A 12,342-nucleotide genomic window follows, 5' to 3' on the forward strand; every position below is an offset into this window, starting at 1 on the left:
GACCGACCCACCCGAAATTCTCTGCCGTCACAGACCTGCTGGCCCGCTCGGTGTCTGCGCTAGGTAGCGGCTTCGTTGGCCAGGTGATCCTTCATGAGGTCACCATAGGGTTCAACATTGAATGCCGTTGGAAAATTCTCGGGCTTATAGGCCGGGATCGCCGCCTTCCGATCCAGAACCGACTGATGGACCAGCGGCCGCCGTTCCTGTCGCTCGATCATGCGCGGCTCGGCTTGCGGTAGGTAGAAGCCGAGGATCGATTTTCGCTTCCATTCACGCCATTTAACCGATTTTGGAATCCACTCGAGCGGCTTCCAGCCCACGGCCATTGAATCATGCACGATCCCCAACGGATCGGGGCTGACGAACGTCATCGTCCCCTCGCCCTTCCCTTCCCCGAAGACAAGCCGCTCCAGCATGCGGGAATTGGTCTGCAATCCAAATGCTTTGGCCTGATCAATCATCCAGTCGAGCGGAAATTTGGATATGGCGCTGTCCTCTTCAGGATAGCCACCGCCGATATCCGAATGAGATCCGGCGAACCAGACTTGCCTGATATCCTGCTCTTTTGCCGGCGCAATCTTGTCGAAAGGATTTTCGACGAATGGCTGCGGCTCGACCCACCGGTTCAGCCGGAACATGCGACGATGCTCATCGATCGCAATTGCATGTCGAAAGACTTCGACGCTCGGGTTGGTCCTCGTATGCGGCAGTGTGAGGAGCTGTGGCAGAAGCCGGTCGCTTCGCGGCACGATGATCGACGCTACGGTGTCCCAGACACCAAGAAACTTGATGCGCGCGTCCCGGGCTCCTGAAACCTTGGAAAAGTGCCAGGCAACGCTAAGGTCGTGCTCATCGCTGGCTTGCTTGTAAGAGCTTACGGCATACTCGACGATGTTGAGTTGGTCCGGATGCAGCAGGCCGATCATGTGGATCAAGCCCGCAACGGCGCGGGCTGTATAGGCTCCGCGGCTGAAGCCAAAGAGGAAGATTGCGTCCCCTTCGACGTAGTGCCTGCAGATGAAGGCGTAGGCGCCGGCGATTTCGGCGTCGAGACCATATCCAGTTGCGAGCTCGAACACGGATTTCGCGTTCTGGCGCCATCGCGTCCAGGCATCGCTGGCACCGATGGTTCCTATGCCGGCGTCATAATAGACGCGCTGCTCCTCATTCTTCTTCAGGATGCGGAACAACTTCAAGACATTCGAGAGATTGCGCTCGATCTGGTTTCCCGTTCCATCGCAGCAGACAACGATGTTTTTGCCAGTCCGCTTCAACGCCACCGCCTTTGAAGGTCCAGTTCAGACCAACCGACTTTGACCCAAGCTGTGGATCACATCAACAGGCGTCTGACAATGGATACCGATGAGAATGTAGCGGCGCGGTCGGCGTGGTTCCGGTGGCGAAAGAAGAGGGCTTCAATCAAAGAAGCCCGTATCCTCTTCCCTGAGATACTTCCTGGCTGCTTCGGCGTCGATATCGAGGCCCAGTCCCGGCGCTTCCAGCAGGTCCACCATGCTGTCCTTCACGATCTGCGACGGCAGGCCGATCACGAGATCCTCCCACCAGGGGTCAGAGGCGCTCGGATATTCGAAGGCAATGTAGTTGGCGGGCAAGGTGGCGCAAACGTTGATCAGGGCGCCGAGGCCCAGCAGGCCGTTGGCGGTGCCGTGCGGCGCCATCAGGATGGAGTGCATATAGGCGTGCTCGGCGACCCATTTGAGTTCGGCAATACCGCCGATATCGGCAGGATCGGGGCCGATGACGCGCACGGCCTGCGTCTCGATTAGCTCCTTGAAATTGTGCCGCAAGTAGATCTGCTCGCCGGTATGGATCGGCGTCGAGGTGGAGGTTGTCAGCTCCCGATAGGCCTGCGGATTGACCCACGGCACATAGTCGCCGGTCAGCATGTCCTCGAGCCACATCAAATTGTACTTCTCCACCGCGCGAGCGAACTTGATCGCATCGGGCAGCATCCAGCCCGGGCCGCAGTCGAGCGCCAGGCTGACCTTGTCGCCCAGCACTTCCTTCATGGCGATCACGCAGTCGAGCATGTGGTTGAAACCGCGCTCGCTGATCACGCCCTGATCCATGGCACCGTGATAGCCGGCCTTCTTCTGCGTCACGCCATAATGGAAGTCCTCGATGCTGTCCTTCATGTTCGAGTGGAACGAGATTCCTTGCTTGACCATGAAGAAGTTCTGCGGCTGCTCCATCATCCATTTGACGTCGGCCGCATAATCCTCCGGCCGGTCGCCCGCGCGTTTCCGGCGGATCGAGCCGTTATAGACGCGCACCTTGTCGCGCACCTTGCCGCCGAGCAGTTTGTAGGCCGGCACGCCAGCGGCCTTGCCGGCAATGTCCCACAGCGCATGCTCGATCGCGGAGACGGCGGCGCCATAGGGCTTGAACGAACCTCGCTGGCGGATCTTCAGCATCACCCGCTCGACGTCGGTCGGATCCTCGCCGATCAGCGCCTCGCGGAAATGCAGCACAAAGGGCTTGAGATAGGTCTTTGTGAACTCGACCTCGCCAAGGCCATGGAGGCCCTCGTCAGTGACGACGCGAACGATGGGATGCCGCCCGATGACGGCGCAGCGCAGGTCGGTGATCTTCATGGCACAGTCCTATTTCACAGACGAGAAAGCTGTCGGTGTGAGCAGCTGGCTGGCGATATTGGCAACGATCTGCCCGTCACGCTCAGACTCGTCCCGGGCCCTGTGCCATGCCGGATCGGTGACGAAAGCCGCCCATTTCGCCTCACGCTCGGCCAGCGATTCCCAGGCGAGGAAATAGGTAAGGCGATTGCTGTTTTCGCCGATCGCCGTGGTGAAAAACCCGGCTTGGCGGATGCCATGCCTCTCCCAGATGGCCAGCGTCTGGTCGGAAAAGCGCTTGAGCAAAGCCGGCAGCCTGCCCGGCAGGCAGTCGTAGATACGCAGTTCGTAGATCATGGTTTCGTCCGTTTCTTTCTTCGCCTCTCCCCTCGGAGAGGTCGACACGAATGGTCGGTCGTTGGCCCTGTGAGCTTGAGGAATGAGGGCTGGGCGTCTGGGCTAACTCCAGGTCCGGTCCCAGCTATATTCATTGTCCCAATGCTCGGTGGATTGCCAGATGCCGGTGACACCCGGCTGCAGATGCTGCGAGATCACCTCGTCCACGACGTCGTCGATCCCCAGACCCGGCTTGTCCGGAACCGTGATGAACCCGTCCTGCACGAACGGCTTGGGAAGGCCGGTGACGATATCGTCCCACCAGTCGACATCGGCGGAGTGATATTCGAGCGCCATGAAGTTCTCGGTCGCGGTGGCGACATGGGCCGCGGCCATCGCGGCGATTGGACTTTCGGCCATGTGGATGGCCATGGCGACGCCGTGATCCTGCGCCATGTCGCCGATCTTCTTGGTCTCCAGGATGCCCCCGCTGGTGAGCAGGTCCGGGTGGACAATGGAGAGGCCACCGCTCTTGAGCAGAGGCTCGAACCCCTCCTTGAGGTAAATGTCCTCGCCGGTGCAGATGGGCACCGTGGTGGCGTCCTGCAACTGCCGGTACTGCTCGGTGTATTGCCAGGGAATCACGTCCTCAAGCCAGGCCGGCACGTATTTTTCAATTCGCCTGGCGAGCCGAATGCCGTTCTGGAGTGAGATGTGGCCGACGTGGTCGATAGCGAGCGGGATCTCCATGCCGATGACCTCGCGAACTTCGGCAATGTACTGCTCGAGCAGGTCGAGGCCCTTGTCGGAAAAATGGAGGCCGGTAAACGGGTGGGCGACATTATGCAGGTCGTAGGCCGCGTTGCGGGCGCGCCGCTCATCAACGGTCTTGAGCGGGCCGCGGGCAGGATGAACGCGATAGCCTTCGAGTGAGCCGGCAGGAGACACGACCGCGCCGGGCACATCCGCGATCTGCATCAGCCCCAGATCCATCTTGAGGAAGGTGAAGCCGAGCTCCATGCGCTGCTTGAGACGTTTGCCGGTCTCTGTGCCGCTCGGCACGGTTGCATCGGTATCGCAATAGAGGCGCACCTTCTCCCGAAACCGGCCGCCGAGCATCTGGTAGATCGGAACGCCATAGGCCTTGCCGGCGAGATCCCACAGCGCGATTTCGACCGCCGAGACGCCGCCGCCTTGCCGGCCGTGCCCGCCGAACTGCTTGATCCGGCGAAACAGGCGATCGATGTTGCAGGGATTCTCGCCAAGCAACCGGCTCTTCAGCATCAGCGCGTAGGTGGCGCTGGCCCCGTCGCGCACCTCGCCAAGCCCGACGATGCCCTGGTTGGTGTAGATCTTGAGCAGCGCCGTTGTGAACGGTGCGCCGACGATTTCAGCCACCCGCATGTCGGTGATGCGAAGATCGGACGGCTTGGAGTTCATGTTCACCCGATCAAGGGCTTCGTCGGCTCCACCGGTCTTGGGCATCACTTATCCTCGTTTTGGTAGGCGGGCTTTTCGGCGGCATGCAGCCCCGACATGAGGCGACATGCGTCAGCCCAGCTCAATCTCGTGGGCTTGCAGGTACTCGCGGTCCATCTCGATGCCGAGACCGGGCTTCGACGTCAGTTTCAGGCTGCCGTTCGAAACGTCGAGCGGTGTGTCGATGAGATGATCGTATTTACCCAAGTTCCACTCCGACGTCTCGAGCTTGTAGAAGTTAGGAACTGTCATCATCACCTGCGCCCCCGCCACCACGTTGATCGGCCCCGCGGCGTCATGCGGCGAGACCGGGACGTAGTAGGCTTCGCACAGGGCAGAGATCTTCTTGAGTTCGGTAATGCCGCCGGTCCAGGTGACGTCAGGCATGATGTAGTCAGCGAGCTTGTTTTCGAGCACCGGCACGAAGTCCCACTTGGTGTGGCCGCGTTCGCCCCACGAGATGGCGGCGCTGACCTTCTCACGCACCTGCTTGAGGGCATTGAGGCTCTCGGGCGGGCAAGGCTCCTCGAACCAGTCGATCTGGCCGGCTTCCTCGAGGCTTCGGCAGAGGCGAATGGCGGTCGGAACGTCGAAACGGCCGTGCGCATCGATGAGGATATCGACATCAGGGCCCGCCGTTTCGCGGATCAGAGCCGTGAGTTCGGCCGCTTCGCGCTCGTCCTTGCGAGTCATGCTGCCATCGAGGTAGCCGTCCCGCTGTTCGCGCGACACGCCATCGGCGCCACGTCCCTGATGCGGGAAAGGATCAAACTTGAGCGCGGTGTGTCCGGACTCGACGATGTCCCGAATTTCGCGGACCACCGCCTCCTTGCTGGTAAATTTGGACTGGTTGGGATGGGTGTAGAGCGCGATTTCATCGCGCACCGGCCCGCCCAGCAGCTCGTAGATGGGCTTGCCCAAAACTTTGCCCCGGATGTCCCAGAGAGCTATGTCGATGGCGCTCACGCATTCGACCGCGGCGCCGCGGCTGCCCATATAGGTGAAGCTGCGGAAAATCTTGTGCCAGAGATGCTCGATCCGGGCCGGGTCCTCGCCGGTCACGGCGGCGCCGATCTGCCGTAGGATCGTGCAGAGCGCGCGGTTGGCGAGCTTGGTGGTGGTCGTGATCTCTCCCCAGCCGCTCACCCCCTCGTCGGTCGTCACTTCGACGAACAGGTACTCTCCCCAATAGGACGCATCGGACTTGATCAGCCACGGCCGAATGCTCGTAATTTTCATGTCAGCTACCTCTGTCTGATCGTCTGGCTAACGATGTTCTGGATCGCGCATTCTATCCGGCCCGAGCGGCGTTGCGCGCACGCATATGTTCGAGGATGTGCCGGCCGGAGCCCTCGACATGGCGAGCAACGAGTTCGGCCGCCTTGTCGGCATCTCCCGCCTTTACCAGCGCGATGAGCTCGCGGTGCTCGCGAATGATCGCGGCACGCCGGGCAAGCGTGAAATTGAAACGCCGGCTCACGGCTCGCAGCACTTCACGATGCTTCCACCAAAGCTCGGCGGCATGGCGGTTGTAATGCCGCTGGTACATCACGGTGTGGAAGGCGGTATCCAGCTCGCTGTGCCTGAACGTATCGGCGAAGTTGTTCTCTTCAATCAGGTCCTGGAGACGTTGGAGTTCGGCGATGTCCTCGCCGGTGGCCATATTCACAAACCATCGCGTCAGAGCCGGCTCGATCAGAACGCCGATCTCATAAATGTCGCGGACAAACTCCTGATCGATAGGCCGGACGCGCGCCCCGCGGTTGGGGAGAAAGGTGACAAAGCCTTCGCCGCGCAACAGCTGCAAGGCTTCGCGCACGGGGTTGGTCGAGGTGCCGTGGCGCCGGGCGAGATCAGTGACCACGAGCCGTTCGTTGGCGGCAAGCCGTCCCTCGATGATGTCTTCCCTGATCAGCTCATAAAGCGAGGCGCCTTCGCTGGACGCCCCTATGGGGTCAATCCCCACCGGTGGCTTGGCTTTGAAATCGTTTGGTTCGGCCAAGGCCGGCTCCCCTGGATTAATACACACCCTTTCCGATTAACACGCAAAGTTTCGATAAACAATGTACGATCTAACGCGTTGACAGGCAATTCATGATCTGAAAACGTACAAGGCTCCCGAACGGGTACACAGATACAAAGACGTCCTGCGATCAAACGAGCAAGACCGCTTTGCCTCGCCGCAAAGCGGCATGGGAGAACCAGGGAGGATACCTATGACGAGGATTATACTCGGCAGTGCGGTCCTGCGCGGCACTGTCGTCAGCGTTTTGGCGGCATCACTGATGTCCACATCGGCGCTGGGCGCACCGCCGGTCGACCTCAGCAAGTGGTCGCCGGAATATGTTCGCGCCATTGCGGGCACACAGGATTTCGACACGGCGGCCGATTGTGCCAAGGTCACCCCGCTGGACTACAAGGGGCGACTGACCTTCTGGTATCAGGGCGTGTTCGAGGGCGACCCCGACCTCCTGCGCCAATACTACAAGGAATTCTTCGAAACCTTCCGCAAGACCTATCCAAACATCCAGCTCGAGGAACAAGCCCTCACCTATAACGATCTTCTCGACAAGTTCCGCACCGCGCTCCTCGGCAATGCCGCGCCGATGGCGGTCCGCTTGCAAATCCTGGGTGGTACCGAATTCGCTTCAAAAGGCTATCTGCAGCCGCTGAAGCCCGAGGACGTGGGCTATTCGACCGAGGACTTCTGGCCCGGCGCCATGAAGGCCGTGACCTGGGACGGGGTGACCTACGGCATTCCAACCAACAACGAAACGATGGCGTTCATCTGGAACGCCGACATCTTCAAACGCGCCGGCCTCGATCCGGACAAGCCACCGGCAACCTGGGACGACGTCATCAAGTATTCCAAGCAGATCCACGACAAGCTCGGCATTGCCGGGTATGGCCTCGTGGCTCGCAAGAATGCCGGCAATACGCCGTATCGCTTCATGCCGCAGCTATGGGCCTATGGTGGCGGCGTCTTCGACGAAGCGGCGGCAAACCCGACCTATGAGCAGGTCGAGCTGGACAGCCCGCAGAGCAAGGCGGCGCTGCAGGCTTCCTACGACATGTATGTTCGCGACAAGTCGGTTCCGGTTTCGGCACTCACCAACCAGCAGGCCGATAACCAGCCCCTGTTCGTCGCCGGCCAACTCGGCATGATGATCTCGCACCCGTCCGACTACAATGTCATGCTCGACCTGCAGAAGAAGGCGACGGGCACCGACAAGGACAAGGCGCAGACCGTCATCGACAACATGCGCTACGGCCTGATCCCGGCCGGGCCCGACGGCAAGCGCGCGGTCGTGTTCGGCGGCTCGAACATCCACATCCTGAAGCCCGAATATGTCGAAGGCGGCAAGGTAGACGAGCCGGCGGCGAAGGCTATCATCTGCATGTGGACGAGCCCTGAATGGTCGCTGAAGATGGCCTATGCCGGATCGAATCCCGGCAACCTGAACGGCTTCAAGACCAAATGGATGAAGGAACGTCTGGACAACATCAAATTCCTCGATGTCACGACCTCGATGCTGCCATACGGCATCCCGTTCCCGGCGCTGCCGCAGGCCCCGGAGATCATGAACATCATCGTCCCGGACATGCTGCAGAATGCTCTGACCGGAGCGATGACCGTCGACCAGGCGGCGGACGACGCGGCCCAGAAGGTGAAAGACCTGATGGGCGGGCTCTAGCCTGCGCCTGACCCACGACCTGACCGGCTGCGCTGACAGCGCAGCCGGTTCGTTCCGAAGAAACAAGGGCATACCATCGTGACGATCGTGACCGGCAAGGCCGAGGCGCGCCGAAAATTGCAACCCGGCAGGTCCGGTGCGCTGCGGAATATCTGGGAGCATCGCGCCGACTACGCGTACGTGCTGCCCGCGATCGCCGTGATGCTCATCGTCATCGCCTATCCGATCTACTACACGATCGAGCTGTCGTTCTATAAAACGCCGCCCGGCTTGCAGCTTCGTGACAAGACCTTCATCGGCTTCGACAACTACACGGCCATCCTCACCAGCGAGGTGTTCTGGAAAGTCACCTGGAACACGCTGATCTGGACATTCGGGTCCACCTTCATCTCCTTTGTCCTGGGGTTTGCCACTGCGCTGGCGCTCCACCGCGACTTTATCGGCCGCGGTATGCTGCGCGCTATCCTGATCATTCCCTGGGTCATCAGCGCGGTCGCCGCCTCCTATATCTGGAAGTGGATCTACCATTCGGATTTCGGCATCATCGGCGCAGTGCTGGTCGGCCTCGGATTGGCCGACCGACCGCCGAATTTCATCGACAACGTCAGCACGGTTCTCCCCTCGCTGATCGTCGTCAATATCTGGCGCGAGTTTCCGTTCGCCATGATCATGATGATGGCGGGCCTGCAGACAGTCCCCGAGCAGTTGCTGCTCGCCGCGAAAGTTGACGGAGCCAATGCCTGGCAGCGCTTCTGGCACGTCACCTTCCCGCATCTGCGCAACGTCTCGGTGGTGACGATCCTGCTGCTGGCAGTGGCCAACTTCAATTCCTTCATCATCCCCTGGATCATGACCGGCGGCGGGCCGTCGAATGCATCGCATATCTGGATCACCCATATTTACGAACTCGCCTTCGGCCGGCAGCGCTGGGGCGTGGCATCGGCCTATTCGGTGCTCCTGTTCATCATCCTGATGACGCTGGGCTACTTCTACGTCCGTGCGCTGAGCGGCAACGAGCGGAAGGAGGGCGGCGCATGAGCGCGATTGCCGAGACGGTCTCCCGAGGCCAGACCCGTCGCCGTATGCGCGTCGACGGGTGGCGGTGGGCCGGGCGCATCTTCCTCGTTTTCATGCTGCTTTATACGGCGTTGCCGATGATCTGGATGCTGATCACCTCGATCAAATCCGGGTTCGCGGCGACGCAATTCCCGCCGCAATGGTGGCCGGACGAGCCGACCCTCGCCAGCTATCAGAAATTGCTCGATCCGCAGAACAGCGTCGGCCAGGACTTCCTCCGCTTCTTCTGGAACAGCCTGTTCGTGTCGACCGTCACGACAATCCTTTCCGTAATCGTGGCTGTCCCCGCGGCCTACGCTTTTTCGCGCTTCAGTTTCCCCGGACGGAACTTCCTGTTCTTCGCCGTTTTGCTGCGCAACATGTTTCCGGCAGTGATCTTTCTCGTGCCGCTCTTCATCCTGATGCGCGCGATCGGCCTGGTGAACACGCACGGCTCGCTCATTCTCACCTATCTGACGTTCGGGCTGCCGCTGGCGATCTGGCTGCTCAAGGGCTTCTACGACAACATCCCGGTGCAACTCGAGCAAGCGGCGCGCATCGACGGCGCAACGCGGTTCCAGGCCTTCATCCTGATCGTGATGCCGCTCTCGACGCCCGGGATCATCGCCACCGCGATCTATTCCTTCATCGGCGCCTGGAACGAATACATCTACGCCTACACCTTCCTTTCCAAGAACGAGCAATTGACGCTGCCGGTCGGCATCCAGCGCTTCTTCTCGGAAAACACGACGGACTTTCCGGGCCTGATGGCGGCCAGCTTCATGATGAGCGTGCCCGTCGTGGTGCTGTTCCTCGTCCTGCAACGATACTTCGTACGCGCCCTTACAGAAGGCGCGGTCAAGCATTAGGGAGTTGCCAATGGCCCACGTGGTCCTCAAAGATCTCGTCAAGACCTATGGCGGCTTCAAAGCTGTCAACGATGTTTCGCTGACGGTCAATGACGGCGAGTTCGTTGCGCTGGTCGGCCCGTCAGGCTGCGGCAAGACAACCACGCTCAATCTCGTCGCGGGGCTGACCTCGATCACATCGGGCGACATCGTCATCGGAGACCGGGTGGTCAATGATCTCGACCCCAAGGACCGGGACATCGCAATGGTGTTCCAGAACTACGCGCTGTACCCGCAGAAATCGGTCTACAAGAACCTGGCGTTCCCGCTGCAGATGCGGAAACTCTCCAGGGACGAGATCGACAAGAAGGTCAGGGAAGCGGCGCGCGTTCTCGACATGACGCACCTGCTCGAGCGCAAACCGCGGGAACTTTCGGGCGGGCAGCAGCAGCGCGTCGCCCTTGGCCGTGCCCTCGTCCGCGACCCCGCTGTGTTCCTCATGGACGAGCCGCTCTCCAACCTCGACGCCAAACTGCGCGTGCAGATGCGATCCGAGATCAAGCGCTTCCACCAGGACCTCAAGGCAACGATTATCTACGTGACGCACGACCAGCTCGAAGCCGTGACCATGGCCGACAAGATGGCGGTGATGAATGGCGGCTATCTGCAGCAATACGATTCACCGGCGCAGGTCTTTGCCCATCCGGTCAACATGTTCGTCGCCAGCTTTATCGGCAGCCCGGCGATGAGTCTCATTCCGCTGGAGGCTTCGACGGCAAACGGCAGCACCGCGCTGACCAGCGCGGAAGGCTGGACGCTTGAGCTGTCGCAACTCAACGCGCGCAAGGTCCAGGGAGCGACCACCAAGAAGGTCGTGCTCGGCGCGCGGCACTCGACGATCAAGCTGCACAAAAGCGCGGTCCCGGGCGCCATTCCGGCCAAGGCCTATACGGTGGAGCCGACCGGAGACGTCACCTTCGTGCAAGCATTCCTGTCGGGCGCCATCGTCAACATCAGCGTGTCGCCCAACGTCGCCGTCAAACCTGATGAGCGGATCTGGCTCGAGTTCGACCAGGAGCGGATGCATCTGTTCGACGGCGAAACTGAAATGGCCCTCAAGGCCGACTGAGACAGGGGATGCGCGTGGAACGCGGGCGTGTATGACCAAGAACCTGAAGATCACCGCGATCAAGCCCTACCCGGTATGGGTGGGAACGCGCAACCAGATGCTCGTCAAGGTCGAGACCGACCAGGGTATCTTCGGCTGGGGCGAAAGCGGCTTGAGCGGTCGCGAGAAAGCCGTAGCCGGCGCGGTCGAGCACTACCGCGAGTTTCTCATCGGCCGCGACCCGATGCATATCGGGCGTATCTGGCAGGAAGTTTATCGCAGCCAATACTTCGAAGGGGGTCGGGTCCTGCAGGCGGCGATTTCCGCCATCGACATCGCCCTTCATGACATCAAAGGCAAGGCGCTGGGGGTGCCGGTCTACGAGTTGCTTGGCGGCAAGCAGCGCGACCGCGTGCCCACCTTCGCCTCGACCGGAGACGAGGCCGAGGGCGATGTTGCGATCGAACGCGCCCGCGAACTGCGCGCGCAGGGCTGGCAGGCGATCCGCTTCTTCCCCATCGGACAAAGCAGCAAGGACGTCTTCGAGCCGCGTGAATCGATCGGCCCTACCGCGAGCATGCTGAACAAAGCGCGCGAGGCGCTGGGCGATGAGGTGGTGCTCGGCGTCGATTATCATCATCGGCTGTCGGTGGCCGAGGCGGCGAGCTTCTGCAGCAAGCTCGGCCGCGGCGTGCTTGATTTCCTCGAGGAGCCGATACGGGCTGAGACACCGGAGGCGTACGAGTCCCTTCGTACGATGACCGACATCCCCTTTGCCATCGGCGAGGAATTTGCCAGCAAGTGGCAGTTCCTGCCTTACATCGAGCGCGGCATCCACCAGTTCAACCGGCTCGATGTCTGCAATGTCGGCGGGCTCACCGAGGCGATGAAAGTCGCTGGCTGGAGCGAGGCGCACTATGTGGACCTGATGCCACACAATCCCCTTGGCCCCGTGTGCACGGCCGCAACCGTGCATCTCGCCGCCGCGGTGCCCAACTTCGCGTGGCTCGAGACCAGGATCCCCGAAAGGAAGCTGGGTTTCGACAATTCCGACTTTTTCCCCGTACAGCCAAGGCTCGACGGGACCGATTATCCGGTCAGCGACCTGCCGGGGCTCGGCGTCGAGGTCAATGAAGCGGCGGTCCAGGCGCAGAGTTTCCGTTTCTGGGAAGCGCCACATCTCAAGCGCCGCGACGGCTCTGTCACCAACTGGTAATTCAATT

General features: G+C 60.9%; 11 protein-coding genes. 5 read left to right on the forward strand and 6 right to left on the reverse strand.

Features of this window, described 5'->3' with window-relative positions:
• Positions 1-59: 59 nt before the first annotated feature.
• From FJ959_RS08305 to FJ959_RS08330, 6 genes are all read right to left on the reverse strand, one after another.
• On the reverse strand, positions 60-1,277 hold the full coding sequence (locus tag FJ959_RS08305; RefSeq protein WP_140624782.1) for a DUF2235 domain-containing protein: 1,218 nt from the start codon (positions 1,275-1,277) through the stop codon (positions 60-62).
• Between the two features lie 141 nt (positions 1,278-1,418).
• A complete protein-coding gene (locus tag FJ959_RS08310; RefSeq protein WP_140496529.1) occupies positions 1,419-2,618 on the reverse strand; it encodes a mandelate racemase/muconate lactonizing enzyme family protein in 1,200 nt (399 codons plus the stop codon).
• Positions 2,619-2,627: 9 nt separating this feature from the next.
• On the reverse strand, positions 2,628-2,954 hold the full coding sequence (locus FJ959_RS08315; protein WP_140496531.1) for an NIPSNAP family protein: 327 nt from the start codon (positions 2,952-2,954) through the stop codon (positions 2,628-2,630).
• A gap of 102 nt (positions 2,955-3,056) precedes the next feature.
• The gene (locus FJ959_RS08320; RefSeq protein WP_140629496.1) at positions 3,057-4,418 is read right to left on the reverse strand and encodes a mandelate racemase/muconate lactonizing enzyme family protein; all 1,362 of its coding nucleotides are present in this window, start codon (positions 4,416-4,418) and stop codon (positions 3,057-3,059) included.
• A gap of 66 nt (positions 4,419-4,484) precedes the next feature.
• A complete protein-coding gene (locus tag FJ959_RS08325) occupies positions 4,485-5,651 on the reverse strand; it encodes a mandelate racemase/muconate lactonizing enzyme family protein (RefSeq protein ID WP_140513313.1) in 1,167 nt (388 codons plus the stop codon).
• A gap of 52 nt (positions 5,652-5,703) precedes the next feature.
• Positions 5,704-6,414, reverse strand: a complete 711-nt coding sequence (locus tag FJ959_RS08330; RefSeq protein ID WP_140524027.1) for a GntR family transcriptional regulator — start codon at positions 6,412-6,414, stop codon at positions 5,704-5,706.
• Positions 6,415-6,628: 214 nt separating this feature from the next.
• On the opposite strand from FJ959_RS08330, the gene FJ959_RS08335 reads away from it, so the two are divergent.
• From FJ959_RS08335 to FJ959_RS08355, 5 genes are all read left to right on the forward strand, one after another.
• Complete coding sequence (locus tag FJ959_RS08335) at positions 6,629-8,107, forward strand: sugar ABC transporter substrate-binding protein (RefSeq protein ID WP_140524025.1); 1,479 nt, start codon at positions 6,629-6,631, stop codon at positions 8,105-8,107.
• A 78-nt stretch (positions 8,108-8,185) separates the two neighbouring features.
• Complete coding sequence (locus FJ959_RS08340) at positions 8,186-9,145, forward strand: sugar ABC transporter permease (protein ID WP_140629499.1); 960 nt, start codon at positions 8,186-8,188, stop codon at positions 9,143-9,145.
• A complete protein-coding gene (locus tag FJ959_RS08345; protein ID WP_140496543.1) occupies positions 9,142-10,032 on the forward strand; it encodes a carbohydrate ABC transporter permease in 891 nt (296 codons plus the stop codon). Before FJ959_RS08340 ends, FJ959_RS08345 begins: the two co-directional genes overlap by 4 nt.
• Before the next feature lie 10 nt (positions 10,033-10,042).
• Entirely contained in the window at positions 10,043-11,140 is a 1,098-nt protein-coding gene (locus FJ959_RS08350) for an ABC transporter ATP-binding protein (protein ID WP_140496545.1), read from the forward strand.
• Between the two features lie 31 nt (positions 11,141-11,171).
• Positions 11,172-12,335 (forward strand): mandelate racemase/muconate lactonizing enzyme family protein, encoded by a 1,164-nt coding sequence (locus FJ959_RS08355; protein WP_140629502.1) that lies wholly within the window; start codon positions 11,172-11,174, stop codon positions 12,333-12,335.
• Positions 12,336-12,342 lie beyond the last annotated feature (7 nt).

It is taken from the genome of Mesorhizobium sp. B2-2-4 (genome assembly GCF_006442375.1).
Lineage (GTDB): Bacteria > Pseudomonadota > Alphaproteobacteria > Rhizobiales > Rhizobiaceae > Mesorhizobium.